This is a genomic window from Pantoea sp. PvP021 (genome assembly GCF_054056055.1).
Genome location: NZ_JBSRXX010000001.1, coordinates 1,829,281 through 1,847,230, shown reverse-complemented (window position 1 = coordinate 1,847,230; position 17,950 = coordinate 1,829,281). Strand labels below are relative to the sequence as shown.

The 17,950-nt window shown below is 59.7% G+C and carries 14 protein-coding genes; 9 read left to right on the top strand and 5 right to left on the bottom strand.

From position 1 onward, the window contains the following. The first annotated feature begins 216 nt into the window (after positions 1 to 216). The 4 genes from ACVKSX_RS08655 (at position 217) to ppnP (ending at position 3,785) form a co-directional block, all read left to right on the top strand. Complete coding sequence (locus tag ACVKSX_RS08655; RefSeq protein ID WP_052272146.1) at positions 217 to 1,776, top strand: OPT/YSL family transporter; 1,560 nt, start codon at positions 217 to 219, stop codon at positions 1,774 to 1,776. Positions 1,777 to 1,787: 11 nt separating this feature from the next. Further along, positions 1,788 to 2,720, top strand: a complete 933-nt coding sequence (locus ACVKSX_RS08650; RefSeq protein WP_010671177.1) for a DUF1177 domain-containing protein — start codon at positions 1,788 to 1,790, stop codon at positions 2,718 to 2,720. A gap of 1 nt (position 2,721) precedes the next feature. Next, positions 2,722 to 3,399, top strand: a complete 678-nt coding sequence (locus tag ACVKSX_RS08645) for an AroM family protein (RefSeq protein ID WP_354438530.1) — start codon at positions 2,722 to 2,724, stop codon at positions 3,397 to 3,399. A 95-nt stretch (positions 3,400 to 3,494) separates the two neighbouring features. After that, on the top strand, positions 3,495 to 3,785 hold the full coding sequence (ppnP, locus tag ACVKSX_RS08640) for a pyrimidine/purine nucleoside phosphorylase (protein ID WP_009091800.1): 291 nt from the start codon (positions 3,495 to 3,497) through the stop codon (positions 3,783 to 3,785). A 645-nt stretch (positions 3,786 to 4,430) separates the two neighbouring features. Here the strand turns inward: ppnP and rdgC are convergent. Further along, on the bottom strand, positions 4,431 to 5,342 hold the full coding sequence (gene rdgC / locus ACVKSX_RS08635; protein ID WP_022625153.1) for a recombination-associated protein RdgC: 912 nt from the start codon (positions 5,340 to 5,342) through the stop codon (positions 4,431 to 4,433). Between the two features lie 146 nt (positions 5,343 to 5,488). Here rdgC and mak point away from each other — a divergent pair, with 146 nt between their 5' ends. Beyond that, positions 5,489 to 6,400, top strand: a complete 912-nt coding sequence (gene mak, locus ACVKSX_RS08630) for a fructokinase (RefSeq protein WP_010255298.1) — start codon at positions 5,489 to 5,491, stop codon at positions 6,398 to 6,400. An 83-nt stretch (positions 6,401 to 6,483) separates the two neighbouring features. Here mak and eat read toward each other — a convergent pair whose 3' ends face one another. After that, complete coding sequence (gene eat, locus ACVKSX_RS08625) at positions 6,484 to 7,848, bottom strand: ethanolamine permease (RefSeq protein WP_354438529.1); 1,365 nt, start codon at positions 7,846 to 7,848, stop codon at positions 6,484 to 6,486. A 249-nt stretch (positions 7,849 to 8,097) separates the two neighbouring features. Here eat and ACVKSX_RS08620 point away from each other — a divergent pair, with 249 nt between their 5' ends. Both ACVKSX_RS08620 and qhpR read left to right on the top strand, forming a co-directional pair. Continuing rightward, the gene (locus ACVKSX_RS08620) at positions 8,098 to 9,102 is read left to right on the top strand and encodes a phosphotransferase enzyme family protein (RefSeq protein WP_354438528.1); all 1,005 of its coding nucleotides are present in this window, start codon (positions 8,098 to 8,100) and stop codon (positions 9,100 to 9,102) included. Positions 9,103 to 9,264: 162 nt separating this feature from the next. Continuing rightward, entirely contained in the window at positions 9,265 to 10,332 is a 1,068-nt protein-coding gene (gene qhpR, locus ACVKSX_RS08615; RefSeq protein ID WP_163850660.1) for an AraC-like transcriptional regulator QhpR, read from the top strand. Here the strand turns inward: qhpR and ACVKSX_RS08610 are convergent. The 3 genes from ACVKSX_RS08610 to sbcD form a co-directional block, all read right to left on the bottom strand. Next, entirely contained in the window at positions 10,329 to 10,721 is a 393-nt protein-coding gene (locus ACVKSX_RS08610; protein ID WP_154209614.1) for a cell envelope integrity TolA C-terminal domain-containing protein, read from the bottom strand. The two genes, qhpR and ACVKSX_RS08610, sit on opposite strands and share 4 nt — an antisense overlap. Positions 10,722 to 10,845: 124 nt before the next feature. Continuing rightward, positions 10,846 to 14,520 (bottom strand): AAA family ATPase, encoded by a 3,675-nt coding sequence (locus ACVKSX_RS08605; RefSeq protein ID WP_354438527.1) that lies wholly within the window; start codon positions 14,518 to 14,520, stop codon positions 10,846 to 10,848. Further along, positions 14,517 to 15,716 (bottom strand): exonuclease subunit SbcD, encoded by a 1,200-nt coding sequence (sbcD, locus tag ACVKSX_RS08600; protein ID WP_249654359.1) that lies wholly within the window; start codon positions 15,714 to 15,716, stop codon positions 14,517 to 14,519. The genes ACVKSX_RS08605 and sbcD overlap by 4 nt, the downstream gene beginning before the upstream one ends. A gap of 197 nt (positions 15,717 to 15,913) precedes the next feature. On the opposite strand from sbcD, the gene phoB reads away from it, so the two are divergent. Further along, entirely contained in the window at positions 15,914 to 16,603 is a 690-nt protein-coding gene (gene phoB / locus ACVKSX_RS08595; RefSeq protein ID WP_003852491.1) for a phosphate response regulator transcription factor PhoB, read from the top strand. A gap of 14 nt (positions 16,604 to 16,617) precedes the next feature. Beyond that, positions 16,618 to 17,931 carry a phosphate regulon sensor histidine kinase PhoR gene (phoR, locus tag ACVKSX_RS08590; protein ID WP_010255313.1) on the top strand — a complete coding sequence of 438 codons (1,314 nt, stop codon included), beginning with the start codon at positions 16,618 to 16,620 and terminating at the stop codon, positions 17,929 to 17,931. The last annotated feature ends 19 nt before the right edge of the window (positions 17,932 to 17,950 follow it).

Here is a 17,950-nt window from a genome sequence, read left to right as displayed (position 1 = left end):
TCAATCTGATCGCCACGCTTTACGCAGCACTCCGGTTGCCTGTGTCCGTCTCTCATTGCCTCCTGTATCGGTTCAGCATGCGGAGGGACGACCATCTGCAGTGGCTGTTGCAATCTCTGTGCGCATCAGAGCAGTGAAACTGATAACCGGCGTAAACCGGCCAGCAGGCGGGTAGACGTTATTTCATTTCTTCTGGACAAGGACTGGCGGGGACGTATGGAACGGGTAAATCCGATTAAGCACGTTGGCGTGGCACTGGTTTTAATTCTTCTTTCCATCGCGGGTGCCATTATTGGCATTCAGCTGATTACCACCATTGGCGTAACGCCTAACACCTCTATTATCGGCGCGCTGTTTGCCATGTTGCTGGCGCGTATTCCGCTGCAGGCATTTCGCCGTTATCGTTCAATTGAAATCCAGAACCTGGCGCAGACCGCCATCTCTTCAGCCACCTTTGGGGCGGCGAACAGTCTGTTGATGCCGATTGCCGTGCCCTGGGCGCTGGGTGAACCGCAACTGGTCCTGCCGCTGTTCTGTGGCGTCAGCGCCGCGATGCTGCTGGATGCCTGGCTGCTCTATCGGCTGTTTGATACCCGCGTCTTTCCGGCCAGTAATGCCTGGCCACCGGGCGTTGCGGCAGCAGAAGCGATCAAAGCGGGTGATAAAGGCGGACGCCAGGCGTGGCTGCTGGTGCTGGGCATCGTGGGTGGCGTCGTCGGTGCCATGCTGAAGATCCCGATGTCCGCCTTCGGCACCGCGTTTATCGGCAATATCTGGGCGCTGTCGATGCTCGGCATCGGTTTTCTGCTGCGTGCCTATGCGCAGCCGGTGGCCGGTATTGATATTAATGCGCTCTATATTCCGCATGGCGTGATGGTCGGTGCCGGTCTGGTAGCGCTGATTCAGGTCGTGATGGTGATTCGCAGCCGCAAAAATGATGCGCTGGTGGTAAGCCGCAATGGCAATGAGGTGCAGCGGGCGCTGGGTTTCGGCAGCGTGGGTTACATCGTGATTTCGGCGCTGCTGGCGCTGGCGGGCGGCCTGTGGAGTGAGATGGGCATCGCGATGCTGCTGCTGTTTGTTCTTTATGCCGCGTTTGCTGCTTTCGCCCATGAACTGATTGTCGGCATTGCCGCTATGCACTCCGGCTGGTTCCCGGCCTTTGCCGTGGCGCTGATTACGCTGATTATCGGCATTCTGATCGGCTTCCCACCGCTGGCGCTCTGCCTGCTGTGCGGCTTTACCGCCGCCACCGGTCCGGCGTTCGCCGATATGGGTTATGACCTGAAGGCAGGCTTTATCCTGCGCGGCAACGGTGCCGATCTGCAGCAGGAGCTCTGGGGACGTCGTATTCAGCTCATCGCAGCTATGATCGCCTTTGTTGTGTCGATTCCGCTGGTCTGGTACGCCCATACCTTCTTCTTTGCTGACAACCTGCTGCCGCCTGTAGCGCGGGTGTATGCCAAAACCATTCAGGCGGGTGCTGAGCCAGGTATCGCCGGTAATCTGCTGATGTGGGCGATTCCGGGTGCGATTATTCAGTTGATCGGCGGGCCGAAACGCCAGCTGGGCGTGCTGCTCGCCACCGGTTTATTAATTAATAACGCCATGGCGGGCTGGGCAGTAGTGGTGGGGATCGCCTTACGCATCATAATCATCCGGATCTGGGGCGAGCGGGGCCGGTCGCCTATGGAGGTGATGGCGGCAGGCTTTATTGCCGGTGATGCCCTCTACAGCTTCTTTCATTCGCTGTTTGCCAGCAGCAGCAAGAAATAAAAGGATAAAGCATGAGTTTGCAGCAGACCCTGGCGGTTTTTGAGTTACTGGATAGCGCCCACATTGACGGACAGCAGGTGGTGGATCTCTTCGCGGCGTATCCTGATGTTGATGCCCGCTTTACCCGTGTCTCCGGTCCCAAAGGCCGCACCGATTTTGTGCGCATTGATATTCCGGGGACGCAGGGCAAATCAGGCGGCGGCAGTGCACCGACGCTGGGGATTATTGGTCGCCTTGGTGGCATCGGCGCTCGTCCTGGTCGTATCGGCATGGTGTCAGATGCGGATGGCGCGATCGCGGCCGTTGCCAGCGCGCTTAAACTGGCGCAGATGCAGAGCAAAGGCGACAGGCTCGATGGCGACGTCATCATTACCACCCATATCTGCCCGGATGCGCCAACGCGGCCGCATCTGCCGGTCGATTTCATGGACTCGCCGATTGACGATGTCACCATGAATGATAATGAAGTGGTGGCGGGTGTGGATGCGATTCTGTCAATCGACACCACCAAAGGTAACCGCATTATCAACCACAAAGGCTTTGCCCTGTCGCCGACGGTGAAAGAGGGCTACATCCTGCGGGTTTCGGAGGATCTGCTGCGCATCATGGAGATGACCAGCGGCCGTCCGGCGGTGACCTTTCCCATCACCACGCAGGATATTACACCTTACGGCAATGGGGTTTATCACCTCAACAGCATTCTGCAACCTTCTACCGCCACGGATGTGCCGGTGGTGGGGGTGGCGATCACCGCCGAGTCGGTGGTGCCGGGCTGCGGAACCGGCGCCAGCCATGAAGTGGACATTGCGGCAGCGGCGAAGTTTGCCATTGAGGTGGCCAAGGAGTTTGGTCGTGGAACCTGTCACTTCTACGACGCCGAAGAGTATGCGCGGCTGATTTCACTCTATGGCAGCCTGGCGCATCTGCGTCACCGGAATCACTAAGATGACGAAACCACTGGTAACGCTGACTATCGGCCAGTCTCCGCGCAGCGATATTCTGCCGCTGCTGCGGCAGCATCTGCCGGATGCGCTGACCGATCACGCCGGTTTACTGGATGGACTCAGCGCGGCAGAGATTGCCGCACGCTTCGCGCCAGCAGCGGGCGACCGGGTTCTGGTGTCGCGGCTGCAGAGTGGCGAACAGGTGCGGCTGGCGGCCTCGAAAGTGGAGCAGGGATTGCAGCGCAAAATCAGTGCGCTGGAGCAGGCGGGCTATGTGACCATTCTGCTGCTCTGCACCGGTGAATTCAGCCGGCTCCGCACCCAGCGTGCGCTACTGCTGGAGCCGGATCGCCTGATTCCACCGCTCATCTGCGCCATGGTGCAGCAGCAGCGGGTCGGCATTGTCGTGCCGGTTGAGGAGCAGATTGTTGAGCAGGCAGGTAAGTGGCAGCAACTGCCCGCGCAGCCCTGCTTTGCGGTCGCCAGTCCCTATCAGGGCGATCAGGCAACCTTCGCCGATGCTGCAAACAGTCTGAAAGCGCAGGGCGCAGCGCTGGTGGTGCTCGACTGTATGGGTTATCACCAGCAGCATCGGATAGGGTTACAGCAGCGGCTGGGCGTACCGGTTCTGCTCTCTAATCAGCTGGTGGCGCGCCTGGCGGCGGAGTTGCTTCCCTGAGTGAAGAGATCACAAACGGCCATCATTTCGCGTGACAGATCAGCGGGTTCCCTTCTACACTGCCAGACACACAACATGTGCTCTGGAGAACTATTATGCTCAACGTTAGTGAGTATTTTGACGGAAAAGTTAAGTCTATCGGTTTTGACAGTGCGAGCACCGGACGTGCCAGCGTGGGCGTAATGGCTGAAGGCGAATACACATTCGGTACCGGCCAGCCGGAGGAGATGACCGTGGTCAGCGGCTCGCTTAAGGTATTACTGCCAGGTGAAACCGAGTGGAAATGGTTTGAAGCGGGTTCGGTGTTTAACGTGCCGGGTCACAGCGAATTTCATCTGCAGGTTGGCGAGCCAAGTTCCTATCTCTGCCGTTACCTGAAAGATTAAAAACATGGCCGCTTAGCGGTAATGCTGGTCAGTTAAGATTAGATTTGTAAAGGCTGTCACGGTCAAACGTGGCAGCTTTTTTGTCAGGGCGAGCGTGCCGCAGTGCGGGCCAGCGCACCTCTGCTGCTGCCGGGCCGTCCTCGCGCCGCTCACGCGGTACCTTCGGCTTTGACGTCGTGCCGACGAACCGTTCGGGGATCGGCCCTCCCTGGCCGGCCCCGAACTGTCCACGCTTCCCGGCGTGGACTTCTGGCCCACCGTCACGCCTCAGCGCTGCGGATAGCCCTTTCAGCAGCAGAGGCGCTCAGGCCTCCACTCTCGTGCCCTTTTTAACAATACACACTGAAGTTTCAGAGCAGGCCGGTGGCGGGCAGGGGCAGGCAATCCGCAGCGCTGAACAGAATGAGTCTGCCAGGAGAGCCCGCAGGACGCGGGCGAAAGGCGGGGCGGCACAGGATGTGCCATCCCCGCCGGTCCGTCAGGCAGAGAAATGGAGTGAAGGAACCGCGCAGCGGCGCGAGGACCGCCAGCCCCTGCCCGGCACCAGACTGCGGTATCACCTGTCGTTTAACTGACTGACATTACCGCTTAGCGGTCCTTTTTTTGGCGAATATCGTCTGTCAGGATGATTCTGCCGGTGACTGATTAACGCTGGGCTTCGCCGCCGAGCGCTTCTACCAGATTGCTGGTCAGTGCGGCCAGTTCGCTGGTCATCAGAATAAAGTCCGCATCAAAGCGCTGTGCAAAATCTTCGCGGTCAATATCGTCGTTCTGGTCGCGCAGCGTGTCGCTGAACTTCAGACGCTTCACTGAACCATCATCGGCCAGCACGAACTGAATGCGCTCCTGCCAGTCGAGCGCCAGTTTGGTTACCAGCTTGCCCGCTTCGATGTGGTTGGCGATCTCATCGCACACCAGATCCTGTTTCTTGCAGCGGATAACGCCGCCATCTTCCAGCAGCGCTTTCAGCTCCGCTTCATCCATCAGGGCGAATCCGGCAGGCAGCTCGCCTGAACGTACCCATTCTGTCAGGGTCAGTTCAATCGGGCTTTCCAGCGTCAGCGGCACCACCGGCAGTGAGCCCAGGCTTTTGCGCAGTAGCGCCAGGGTATCTTCCGCTTTTTTTGCGCTGGCACAGTCAACCATAATCAGGTTGTTGACCGTGTCGATCCACAGGTAGGTCTGGCTGAAACGGCTGAAGGCGCGCGGCAGCAGGCTGTGCAGCACTTCATCTTTCAGCGAATCTTTTTCGGTCTTTTTGAGCTTGCGGCTCTGCTCAGATTCCAGCTTGTCGATTTTCGCTTCCAGCGCCTGTTTCACCACCGGCGAAGGCAGGATTTTCTCTTCTTTGCGGGCGCAAATCACAATCTGGCCTTTGTTTTCATGGGTCAGCGCATCGCTGCGGTTGCCCATCGGCGAGACCCAGCCGGTCTTGCTCATATCCTGACTGCCACACGGTGAAAACGTGAAGGCGTCGAGCTGCTTTTCCATCTCATCTGCGGACAGCGGAATGTCACGATTCAGACGATAAACCATCATATTTTTAAACCACAACATCGGGATTCCTTACCGTGGCGCGATCGGGCGCACAAGTCTGCGAGAGTCAGCGCGCATGATAGCGAAACATCGGAGTGGTTTCATTGCCTTTCCGGCAGACGCCTTTTACTGTATCTCTCACCTGAACGAATAACGAGGACGTAATCTTGCGCATAGGCATAGATCTGGGTGGCACCAAGACAGAAGTGATCGCATTGTCGGATAAGGGAGAGGAGCTGTTCCGCCACCGGGTGAATACCCCGCGTGATGACTATCAGGCAACGGTGCAGGCGATTGTCGATCTGGTCACGCTGGCGGAGCAGAAAACCGGCGAAACCGGCACGGTCGGCCTCGGTATTCCCGGCACGCTTTCGCCCTACAGTAAGCGGGTAAAAAATGCCAACTCCACCTGGCTCAACGGTCAGCCGCTGGATAAAGATCTGGCGCAGGCGCTGAACCGGGAAGTGCGTATCGCCAACGACGCCAACTGCCTGGCGGTGTCGGAAGCGATCGACGGTGCCGGTGCCGGACAGTCGCTGGTGTTTGCCGTGATCATCGGCACCGGATCGGGCGCCGGTGTGGCGATCAACGGTGAGTCGCGTATCGGGGGCAACGGCAATGCCGGTGAGTGGGGCCACAATCCGCTGCCGTGGATGGATGAGGATGAGCTGCGCTACCGTCAGGAAGTGCCCTGTTATTGCGGTCAGCAGGGCTGCATAGAGACCTTTGTTTCAGGCACCGGTTTTGGTATCGACTATCAGCGGCTGAGCGGCGTGCATCGCAAAGGTGCGGAGATCGTCTCGCTGCTGGCGCAGCAGGATCCGATCGCCGAACTGGCGATGAGCCGCTATGAGCTGCGGCTGGCAAAATCGCTGGCGCAGGTGGTGAACCTGATCGATCCCGATGTGATTGTACTGGGCGGTGGGATGAGCAATGTGGATCGTCTCTATCAGACCGTGCCGGTGCTGATGAAGAAGTGGGTATTTGGCGGGGAGTGTGAAACGCCGGTGCTGAAGGCGCAGCATGGCGACTCCAGCGGCGTACGCGGTGCGGCGTGGCTCTGGCCGCTTAACGGCTGAGTTACCCGAGCATCCGCTGACGATTCAGCGCCAGAGAGACCCGGCGCTGAATCGTTAACCCAAGGCACTCACCCGCGCCGCTTTTATTCGCCGACCAGCATACTGTCCTGCGGCGCCCGATCGCGCTGCGCTTTGGTGGCGAGGAAGTAGAGATAGCCTGCCAGCATGATGGCGAAAAACAGCGCGCCAATCACCGGATTAAACCACAGCATCGCCAGCAGACAGACTACCGACAGCAGCAGGGCGATGCCCGGAACAATCGGATAGCCCGGCGCGCGGAAACTGCGGACCATCTCCGGCGCGCTGCGGCGCAATTTAAACAGACTTAGCATACTCATGATGTACATCACAATCGCGCCAAATACCGCCATGGTGATCATCGCCGCCGTCAGCGTCATCCCCTGCAGATTAATCACGCCATCGCTGTAAATTGCCGCGATACCCAGCACGCCGCCGAGAATAATCGCCCGATGCGGGGTCTGGAAACGCGACAGTTTGGCCAGAGAAGGCGGCAGATAGCCCGCGCGTGCCAGGGCAAAAAACTGCCGTGAATAGCCGAGGATGATGCCGTGGAAGCTGGCAATCAGGCCAAACAGTCCAATCCACACCAGCATATGCATCCAGTTAGAGTGTTCGCCGACAATCATTTTCATCGCCTGCGGCAGCGGATCGTTAATGTCGGCAAGTTTGCGCCAGTCGCCCGCGCCGCCCGCCATCAGCATCACACCTATCGCCAGCACCACCAGCGTCAGAATTCCGCTGATGTAGGCGCGGGGAATGGTCCGGGTCGGATCTTTCGCCTCTTCGGCCGCCATCGCCGTGCCTTCAATGGCCAGGAAAAACCAGATGGCAAAAGGAATGGCGGCGAAAATCCCGGAGAAGGCGGGCAGTCCGAAGCTGTCACTGCCTGCCCAGCCGTGCGCGGCGAAGTTCGCCAGGCTGAAGCCGGGTGAAACCACACCCATAAACACCAGCAGTTCAATCACCGCCAGCACCGTCACAACCAGTTCAAACATCGCCGCCAGTTTTACGCCGAGAATATTCAGCGTCATAAACACCAGGTAAGCCCCGACCGCCGCAGTCTTCGGGTTCAGTTCGGGATACTGCACGTTGAGATAAGCCCCAATCGCCATGGCAATCGCCGGTGGCGCAAAGACAAACTCAATCAGCGTCGCCAGACCGGCAATCAGTCCGCCGGTTTCGCCAAAGGCGCGGCGACTATAGGCAAATGGCCCGCCTGCATGGGGGATCGCGGTGGTCAGTTCGGTGAAGCTAAAAATAAAGCAGGTATAGAGCGTGGCGATCAACGCGGTGGTGACCAGAAATCCCAGCGTGCCCGCCACGGCCCAGCCGTAACTCCAGCCAAAATATTCGCCTGAAATGACCAGGCCAACCGCAATCCCCCACAGATGCAGGGTGCCCAGAGTGGGCTTGAGTCTGTTTGTCATACTGTTATCCCCGTCGTTGTTGGCTTCGCGCGGCGTTACACCGCCATTACGCTACAGTAAGGGGATAATGCCGTTGCATTACTCGCCACGACTTGACGCGGGCGCAGTGACTTCTGTCCTCCACGGTCAACTCACAGGCAACAACCGGGCCAGCTGCACGCTGCGGTCAACTTTGTCTCTTCCGGAGTCAAGCAGCTCACCTTCTGGCAACGCATGCTGAGATAACGCAAGTGACAAGGAGCCGGACTGATGAGCGCTAAACAATATGACAACCTGACTGATTCCCAACTTACCCTGATGGCACAGCAGGCACTGGCCTGTTATCCCGCCGCGCTGCAGGGCCAGCTCAGCCTGCTGTGCCGCTCAGAGAACGCCACGTTTCTGCTGCAGGCGGCAGGCCGGCGTTATGCGCTGCGGCTGCATCGCGGCGATTATCATCAAAAAGCGGACATCGTCAGCGAACTGCTGTGGCTTGATGCACTGCGCGAAACCGGCATCATGGTGCCGGAAGCGGTGCCGGACAAAGAGGGCGAAACCGTGCTGACGCTGCGGCTGCCGGAGGGCGGTGAACGCTACGTGGTGCTGTTTCACTGGATCGACGGAGAGATGCCGACCACCGACGTCGATCCCCGCGCTTTTCAGCAGCTCGGCCAGATCACCGCGCGGCTGCATCAGCACAGTAAACAGTGGCAGCCGCCTGCGGGTTTCCAGCGCATCATCTGGGATCACCACACCATGACCAGCGCAGAGAGTCACTGGGGACGCTGGCAGGATGCGCCGGATCTGAATCCTGCCGATCACGGCGTGGTAGAGCAGGCGATAAGCCAGGTCGGCGCGGCGATGACGCAGTTCGGTAAAGGATCGGATCGCTATGGCCTGATCCACGCCGATCTGCGGCTGACCAATCTGCTGCTGCACAAGGGCGAAACGCGGGTGATCGATTTCGATGACTGCGGGATAGGCTGGTATCTGCACGATCTGGCGGCGGCGATCAGTTTTGTTGAGCATCATCCGCGCGCGCCAGAGTGGATCGATCACTGGATCCGCGGCTATGAGCAGGTGGCGCATATCAGCGATGCGGAGATGGCCATGCTGCCCGCGCTGTTAATCCAGCGTCGTATCCAGCTCACCGCGTGGGTGGGATCACATGCCGAAACCGAAATGGCGCGCAGCCTGGGATCGGCGTGGGCCAGCCACTCGGTCCGCCTCTGCCGCCGTTATCTGGAAGGTGAGCAGCTGCCGGTCGGCGTCTGATGCACCAGCGGCGGGCGTCGCTGCGCCGCCGCAGTGCCCTGCGCGTAACCTGCACGCCGCCCGGACAGCCCGCAGGCGGAGCGTCGGGCATCAGGGACCTGGTATGGAAATTGCTCGGATAGAAGTGACGGGTGATCCACCTGAATTCTGACTGAGGCGACCATGAATCCGACACTGATAAAGCCCGATGCGTTTGCGGCCTGCTCGGCAGCGGCGGGGGCAGGCAATCACGGCGTGCTGGCAGCAGCGGCGACTGGCTTAAGCGACTTTATTCATACCCAGGGCGGCGATGTTGATCGCATCTTCGGCATCAGCGGCATCGATCCGGAGCGCCTGGCCAGTCCGACGCTCAGCCTGGGGCTGGTTAACTACTGTCGGGTGCTGGAAGAGGCGGCGCGTCACTCCGGTTTTGATAACTTCGGTTTGCACTACGGCAGGCAGTTTAAACCGCAGTCATTAGGCCTGATCGGCTACATCGGTTTGTGCTCCGCCACGCTGGAACAGGCGCTGCATAATGTGGTCAACGCATTTCCCTGGCATCAGCACGACACCTTAACCCGGCTGGTGGATAAGGGAGAGTGCTGGCGGCTGGATTATCAGGTGCGACATGGCGCGATCCTGTCGCGCCGTCAGGATGCGGAGCTGACGCTGGGGATGTTTATGAATCTGATCCGCCACGTGGCGGGCAGACACTGGGCACCGCGCGAAGTCCACTTTGAACATCCGCGTCCCGGCCAGTGGCACGATCACTGCAAAGTGTTTGATGCCCCGGTCTGGTTCGATCAGCCGTTTAATTCACTGGTGATCCCCAAACGCGATCTGCAGCGCGCCATGCCGGAGAGCGATCCGATCCTGTTAATGGTGATGCAGGATGCGATCCGACGGCTTAACCGTGTGACGTCACAGCAGAGCATGATTGAGCAGGCGCGTTCGCAGGTTAATTTATCGCTGATGCAGGGTGAGCCGGTGCTGGAAGAGGTGGCGGATAAGCTCGGACTGTCGAGCTGGTCACTGCAGCGGCGGCTGCGCGAAGAGGGCAGCAGCTTTACCGCGCTGGTCGATCAGGTGCGCTGCGAAATGGCGACACACTATTTGCAGCAGAAGCAGCTGCCCATCTCTGAGATGGCGCTGCTGCTGGGCTACTCGGAAGTCAGCGCGTTTTCACGCGCGTTTCGTCGCTGGTTTGGCATCAGTCCGCGCCAGTGGCGTCAGGAAGGTCTGGCCAGCTAACCGCGCGGCGCAAAGCCGAACCACGCCGGTTGTCCAGGCTCCGGCGGCGGCGGCAGATCGCGGGTCTGCGCGACCAGTTGCCAGGCGCGCAGGCAGAGCGCTTCATCACCCTGCGTCTGGGTCACCGCATAATGTCTGCTGTGTGGTTGCCACTCCATCCGTACCAGACATTGCTGACCGGCGTAACGCGCCGCATCGCTGAACTGCCGGTTCAGTACTGGCTGCATTTGATTAGTCCAGTGACAGGATTGGCTGTCAGGATCTTTCGACGGCTGACAGAGGTTTGCCACGCTATCCCGTTGCTTTTCCACAGGATGCTGACAGGCGCTGAGCGATATTGCAATAATCACTCCCGGCAACATTCTCATCGTTATATTAATTAAATTCATTTAACTGGCCAACTTTCCTTAAAGATCTTCCGGTCTGCTGCCGACAGTCTACAGACCGGCATCATGAATGCTATGGCATTACTCCGACTGTCGATAGAACCAGAATTTACCGCCCTGGCGCCCGCTATCCCTGCGGCAGTTCCAGCTGGCTGTAACCCAGCCCATTCATCTTGCGTACTTTAATCTGAACCGGAATGCGCTCTTTCATCGCTTCCACGTGGCTGATCACCCCAATGGTTTTGCCACTGGCGTTGAGTGCATCGAGTGCGTCCAGCGCGGTGTCGAGCGTCTGCGCATCCAGCGTGCCAAAACCCTCATCCAGAAACAGCGATTCGATGCGCGTTTTGTGGCTGACCAGATCCGACAACGCCAGCGCCAGCGCCAGACTCACCAGGAAGCTCTCACCACCCGACAGCGTGCGGGTATCGCGCGCCGCATCGGCCTGCCAGGTATCGACCACATCCAGCTCCAGCAGATCCTGCGCCCGTCGCTGCAGCAGATAGCGGCCATGCAGCCGATCGAGCTGACGGTTAGCCAGGGCCACCAGGTGATCCAGCGTTAAGCCCTGGGCGAAGCGCCGGAATTTATCGCCGCTGGCGGAGCCAATCAGATCGTTGAGCAGGCTCCACTGCGCCAGCGTCACACCATCCTGTTCAATCTGCGTCATCAGGCTTTGCTGGCGCACACGAAGGCTGGCATCGCTGTGCAGCTGCTGCTGAATCTGACCCTGCTGGCTGGCGTTGTCGCGCAGTGTCAGCCGTAACTGCTCCAGCTGTTGCGCCAGCGCCTCGGCGGATTCCGGCATCGCAGCGGGTTTCGCCTGCTGATGGAGACTGAGCCGTTGGCGCAGATCCGCCAGTCGCGCCTGCTGCTGCTGGCATTGCTGATCGAGCTGCTGCAACTGCTGACGCAGTTGCACTGCGGTCTGCTCATCCAGCAGCGCCGCGCGCAGGCTGGCTTCATCCGCAAATCCGGCGCTCTCCAGTGCCTGCTGCAGCGCGCTTTCCGCCTCTGCCAGTTTGCTATTGAGCGTCTGCCGCTGATTTTCCAGCCCCGAAAGCTCACCCTGCAGGCGACTGACCTCGGCCTGCGCCTGTTGCAGGGCAGTGAGCTGCTGTGCCAGTTGTTCATCAGCCTGCTGAACGCGGGCCTGTATCTGCTGACGGGCGTGGGTGACCTCGCGGTCGCCAAACAGCGCGAGACGCTGCTGGCGCATCTCGCTGAGCTGCGTCTGGCGCTGGTTTTGCTGCTGCTGACGAGTGGTGAGCTGCTGCTGCTCCAGTTCTGCCTGCTGTTGCAGGGCAGTGAGCTGGGTTTCCCCCTTTAACAGCTGCGGTTGCAGGTTTGCTAGCAACCGCTCACTTTCCTGCCAGCGCTCCCAGCGCCGCTGCTGTTCTGTCAGCCACGCATCGCGATGGGCGGCGTCGGGCAGGGCAAGGTTGTGTGCACTGAACTGCTGCTCCAGACGACTCTGCAATTGCGCCATGGCCTGCTGTTCCTGCTGCTGACGCTGTTGCAGCGCATCCAGCGCCTGTTGCAGGCTGGACAGCGACTGCTGCGCCAGCTGTTCTGCCTGCAAATGCTGCTGCCAGGCCTGTGACTGCTGAAGATAGTAATCTTTTGCGGCCTGACGCGCCTGTTCTGCGGCTTCCTGCGCCTGTCGCTGTTGCTCAAGCTGGCTTTCACGCTCGCTTTGCTGCTGCTCCCACGCGGTTAAGGCATCCCGATCGGCGAGCGGGAAGGTAAGTGCCAGCTCACTGCTCAGCGCCTGCCATTGCTGCTCAAGCCGATCGAGCTGTTGCTGCATCTCCGCGATCTCATCGCGCAGGGTCTGCTGCTGCACGGCTGACTGTTTCAGCTGTTCGCTTTTTGCCGTGCCCGCTTCGCGCAATGCCTCGGTTTGTTGTTGCAGTGCAGCCCGGCGCTGCTGGTTAGCACTTACTTCCAGCGTGCTGTAGGCCTCAACGGCGGGATGCGTGCAGGAGCCGCACAGCGGACAGGGCTGATCGACGGCGAGCCGGGCGCGGTAATCGCTGAGATCGACAATCTGCTGCTCCAGCGCGCAGATTTTTTCGACATCATCCAGCTGCTGTTTCTCGCGTTTCCACGTCTCGCGCAGCGCCTGGAGTTCCGCTTCACTTTGCTGATGCGCTTTTGCGAGCGCGATAAGCCGCTGCTGGCGCTGGTCCAGCTGCTGGTGCAGCGGCTGCCACTGGGTTGAAAGCAGCAGCAGTTGCTGACGAGCCGGACGGCTGTTCTGCAACTGGCTTAATGCCTGACGCAGTGCGGCAGGCGAATGCTGTTCCTGTAGCGAAGTTAGTACTTGCTCCGCCTGCGAGAGCGCCTGGCGGGCCTGTTGCTCCGCCTGCTGGCGCGGGAGCGCCTGTTCTGCCTGCTGCTGCTGTTCCGCCTGCTGGGTAGCGATCTGTCGCTGCTGCTGCTCGCGCTGTTGCGCCAGTCCGGCCAGGGTCGCTTCACGCTGCGCCAGCAGGGCAAAGTTCTCCTGCCACACCGGCAGCGAAGCGCCCCATTGGGCGAGATCGGCAAGCTGCTGGCGTAACTGATGCTGTTCGGCAATCGCCTGCTGCCATGTCTCAACCTGGCGCTTCTGCTCTGCCAGGCTGGCCTGTGTCTGATCAGCATGCTGCTGCTGTCGGGCATTTTCCTGCTGCTGCTCCGCAAGCTGCTGCTGCAGTGCGCTGATCCGCTGATCCAGCGGCAGCACCTGTTCTGTCAGCAGACTTTCCTGCTGCTGCTGTTCCTGCAGCGCCTGCTGGCGGGCACTCTGGGTGGCCGCGTAGTGCTGCTGATGCTGCTGCTGTTGGGTCTGCGCCTGCTGCTGCGCCGCCGTGAGTTGCTGACAGCGGCTCACGACCTGCTGCTGTTCGGTGCGTAACGCGTCGCGCTGCTGCAGTTTTACCCGCAGCTTTTCAGCCGGTTCGCTGCGTGCCAGCCGCTGACGATCGGCCTCTGCCGCCTGGGATGCAGCCTGGGCCTGCTGCAGCGCGACGTCAGCCTGCGCATCTTCCTGCTGTAACTGCTGCGCCTGCTGTTGCCACTGCTGCTGTTGCTGCGCCTGCTGATAGTGCGCGCTGAGCTGCTGTTCCGCATCGGTCAGATCGGTGAGCTGCTGTTGCAGCGCGGCGCGTGCGTCGCTATCCAGCAGCGCCATCGCTCCCGCCTGGCTGCGCAGCAGATCCAGCTGGGTTTTTGCCTCTTTGTGGCGCTCGTAGATGGCGGCGGAAATCAGACCGTAAATTTCGGTGCCGGTCAGCTCCTCAAGCAGTTCCGCGCGCTCACTGGCTTTGGCGTTGAGAAAGGCGGCGAACTGGCCCTGTGACAGCATCATCGAGCGGGTAAACCTTTCAAAATCTAGCCCGGAGAGGGTTTCGATCAGCTTCAGCTTGTCACCGACTTTATCGGCAACAATAGTGTTGTCAGCGCAGCGTGCCAGCTCAACGCGCGGCGCCTGAAGTTTGCCGTCAGCAGTGCCGCGCGCGCGGTTCTGGCTCCAGAAGGCGCGCCAGGCTTCTCCTTTGATCTCAAACTCCACCTCGGCCAGACATTCGGCACAGTCGCGGGTCATCAGCGCATTCTGGCTCTGTGAAATTGCGCCCAGGCGCGGAGTCTGGTGATAGAGCGCCAGGCAGATGGCGTCCAGCAGGGTGGTTTTACCGGCGCCGGTGGCACCGGTAATGGCGAACAGGCCGTTGCTGGCGAAAGGTTCGGCGCGAAAATCGATGAACCATTCACCGCGCAGGGCATTGAGGTTTTTGAACCGTAGCGTGAGGATCTTCATTGGGTCTCTTCCATGGCGGCCAGCGTCTGGCGGAACAGGGTGGTCATCTCGGCGATTTGCGCCGGTTGCAGCTCCTCATCCAGCGCCAGCCGGCGGGCAAAGACCTCCTCCACCTTCAGCTCACTCAGGGTTTCGTTGTCGAGCCGCGCCAGGCTCTGTTGCCGCTGTTCACGGCTGCGGCGGAGCAACAGGACTTCGACCGGCAGCGTGGCGGTCAGGGTTTCTACCTGACGCTGCAGATCGCTGAGGTACTCCTGGGTGGTGACTTCGATGTCGAGCCAGGTCGGCTTCTCCTGCTCTGCCGTGCTGAAGGCATTTAACTGTTCTGCAATCTGCGCCAGCGATCCTTTCAGCACCTGCATCGGCTGCGCCTGTGGCACCACCAGCGGCGTGACTGATTGCAGGCCGCTGGTGGTGAGTTCCAGCAGGAAGACGCTTTTTTCTGTGCCCAGCTCATCAAAGCTCAGCGGAATCGGTGAGCCGCTGTAGCGGATATGCTCGCTGCCCGCGACGCGCTGAGCGCGATGAATATGCCCCAGTGCGATATAGTCAGCCGCGGGAAACGCGCTGGCCGGGAAGGCATCCAGCGTCCCGATATAGATGTCGCGCACTGAATCGCTCTGGCTGACGCCGACGGTGGTGAGATGGCCGGTGGCGATAATCGGCAGTGCATGGCCCAGCGCCTGGGCGGCGGTGAATCGCTGCTGATAGTGGTGGGCGATCGCTTCCAGCAGCGAGGTCTGCTTGTCGCGTCCCGACTGACCTGCCCGGCTGCGCAGGATATCGCGCGGCCGCAGATAGGGAATCGCACACAGCAGCGCGCCCGGCTGGCCCTGGCGGGTGTTGAGCAGCAGCACATCATCCTTCTCCTGCGGGGTGGCGATCACCCGGGTATTGAGGCAGGCGAGCAGCTCACGCGACTCATTCAGCGTGGCAACGGAATCGTGGTTTCCCGCCAGCACAATCAACTGACAGCCGCTGGGCTGCAGCGCCACCACAAAGCGGTTGAACATTTCGCGGGCGTAGCTGGGCGGTGTACCGGTATCAAACAGATCGCCTGCGATGATCAACGCATCCACCTGATGCTGTTCAATCTGGATCAACAGCCAGTCGAGAAATGCCTGATGTTCGGCTGCCCGACTTTTGTTGTAGAAGAACTGCCCCAGATGCCAGTCCGCAGTATGAATGATGCGCATGATGAGTCCCTGCCGTTGTGATTCGCCCGGCGATTATACTGGCTCTGCGGCCAAAGCAAAAAATTGTCGCTGCGCTGTCATAAATGATTACCAGTGAGGTTACAGGCAGGTTATGTTTTTCATAAAAGTGTCACAAATCTGACGCATAATGGCGCCGCGAATCTCAGTGACATCCGTCATAATCAGCAGGAGTAATAATGGCTAAGCGCATTTTGGTTGTGGAGGATGAAGCCCCCATCCGTGAAATGTTGTGTTTTGTTCTGGAGCAGAACGACTATCAGCCAATCGAGGCGGAAGATTATGACAGCGCCGTTGGCAAGCTGATTGAACCCTGGCCCGATCTGATTTTGCTGGACTGGATGTTACCCGGTGGCAGCGGTATTCAGTTTATCAAACATCTGAAACGCGAGGCGATGACACGCGATATCCCGGTGATGATGCTCACCGCGCGCGGCGAAGAGGAGGATCGGGTGCGCGGCCTGGAAGTGGGTGCCGATGATTACATTACCAAGCCCTTTTCACCTAAAGAGCTGATGGCGAGGATCAAAGCGGTGATGCGCCGTATTTCGCCGATGGCCGTGGAAGAGGTGATTGAGATGCAGGGGCTGAGTCTGGACCCCTCCTCACATCGCGTGATGTCCGAAACCACGCCGCTGGAGATGGGGCCTACCGAATATAAGCTGCTGCACTTCTTTATGACCCACCCGGAACGCGTTTACAGCCGCGAACAGCTGCTGAACCACGTCTGGGGCACCAATGTGTATGTGGAAGATCGTACTGTCGATGTTCACATCCGCCGTTTACGTAAAGCGCTGGAAGTGTCCGGCCACGATCGCATGGTACAAACCGTTCGCGGAACAGGGTATCGTTTCTCTGCCCGCTACTAAACGGAGCCTTTACCGTGCTGGAACGCCTCTCCTGGAAGAGATTACTGACAGAACTGCTGCTGGTCTGTCTGCCCGCAGTGCTGCTGGGCCTGCTGTTCGGCGGTCTGCCCTGGTGGCTGCTGCTGAGCGTGCTGACGGTGCTGTTGTGGCATTTTCACAATCTGATGCGGCTGTCGCACTGGCTGTGGCTGGACCGCACCATGACGCCACCGGCCGGGCGTGCCAGCTGGGAACCGCTGTTTTATGGTCTTTACCAGATGCAGCTCCGCAACCGGCGGCGGCGGCGTGAACTGGGCAATCTGATTAAGCGTTTCCGCAGCGGTGCCGAGTCGCTGCCGGATGCGGTGATCCTGACCACCGAAGAGGGCACCATTTTCTGGTGTAACGGCCTGGCGCAGCAGCACCTGGGTCTGCGCTGGCCGGAAGATAATGGCCAGAACATCCTCAATCTGCTCCGTTATCCGGAGTTCTCGCGCTATCTTCGCCAGCGTGATTTCGACAAGCCGCTGACGCTGGTGCTGAACAACAAACTTCATATGGAGTTCCGCGTCATGCCCTACAGCGAAGGGCAGTGGCTGCTGGTGGCGCGTGATGTCACGCAGATGCATCAGCTGGAAGGGGCGCGCCGCAACTTCTTTGCCAACGTCAGCCATGAATTGCGCACACCGCTCACGGTGCTGCAGGGCTATCTGGAGATGATGAACGACTCGGTGATGAGCGAGCCTTCGCGCAGCAAAGCGCTGCACACCATGTCGGAGCAGACGCGCCGCATGGACAGCCTGGTCAAACAGCTGCTGACGCTGTCGCGCATTGAAGCCGCGCCCGCAATCGATCTGAAAGAGAAGGTCGATGTGCCGGTGATGCTGAAACTGCTGCAGCATGAGGCGGCAACGCTGAGTGGCGGCCGTCACGACATCCATTTCCATACCGATCCCCATCTGAAAGTGTTCGGCAACGATGAACAGCTGCGCAGCGCCATCTCCAATCTGGTTTACAACGCGGTAAACCACACACCGGATGGCACGCGAATTGATATCAGCTGGCTGCGCGGCAAACAGGGGGCTATCTTCCGGGTGTGCGACAACGGGCCGGGCATCGCCTCAGAACATATTCCGCGTCTTACCGAGCGTTTCTACCGGGTCGATAAAGCGCGTTCGCGTGCGACCGGCGGCAGCGGGCTGGGGCTGGCGATAGTGAAACATGCTCTGAGCCACCATAACGCCCGGCTCGATATCACCAGCGTGCCGCACAAGGAGACCTGTTTTACCTTTACGCTGCCAGCGAGGTTGATTGTCAGCAGCGTGATGCAGGAGAATGCCGTTCATTAATCGCTGCCGGATCTCCCTG

Bases quoted from the DNA above. Each gene is read 5' to 3' on its own strand.
- ACVKSX_RS08620 (WP_354438528.1), top strand. From the start codon at position 8,098: ATGAGCGCTAAACAATATGACAACCTGACTGATTCCCAACTTACCCTG.
- eat (WP_354438529.1), bottom strand. From the start codon at position 7,848: ATGACAAACAGACTCAAGCCCACTCTGGGCACCCTGCATCTGTGGGGG.
- ACVKSX_RS08650 (WP_010671177.1), top strand. From the start codon at position 1,788: ATGAGTTTGCAGCAGACCCTGGCGGTTTTTGAGTTACTGGATAGCGCC.
- phoB (WP_003852491.1), top strand. From the start codon at position 15,914: ATGGCTAAGCGCATTTTGGTTGTGGAGGATGAAGCCCCCATCCGTGAA.
- ACVKSX_RS08610 (WP_154209614.1), bottom strand. From the start codon at position 10,721: ATGAATTTAATTAATATAACGATGAGAATGTTGCCGGGAGTGATTATT.
- ACVKSX_RS08645 (WP_354438530.1), top strand. From the start codon at position 2,722: ATGACGAAACCACTGGTAACGCTGACTATCGGCCAGTCTCCGCGCAGC.
- ACVKSX_RS08605 (WP_354438527.1), bottom strand. From the start codon at position 14,520: ATGAAGATCCTCACGCTACGGTTCAAAAACCTCAATGCCCTGCGCGGT.
- sbcD (WP_249654359.1), bottom strand. From the start codon at position 15,716: ATGCGCATCATTCATACTGCGGACTGGCATCTGGGGCAGTTCTTCTAC.
- ppnP (WP_009091800.1), top strand. From the start codon at position 3,495: ATGCTCAACGTTAGTGAGTATTTTGACGGAAAAGTTAAGTCTATCGGT.
- qhpR (WP_163850660.1), top strand. From the start codon at position 9,265: ATGAATCCGACACTGATAAAGCCCGATGCGTTTGCGGCCTGCTCGGCA.
- ACVKSX_RS08655 (WP_052272146.1), top strand. From the start codon at position 217: ATGGAACGGGTAAATCCGATTAAGCACGTTGGCGTGGCACTGGTTTTA.
- rdgC (WP_022625153.1), bottom strand. From the start codon at position 5,342: ATGTTGTGGTTTAAAAATATGATGGTTTATCGTCTGAATCGTGACATT.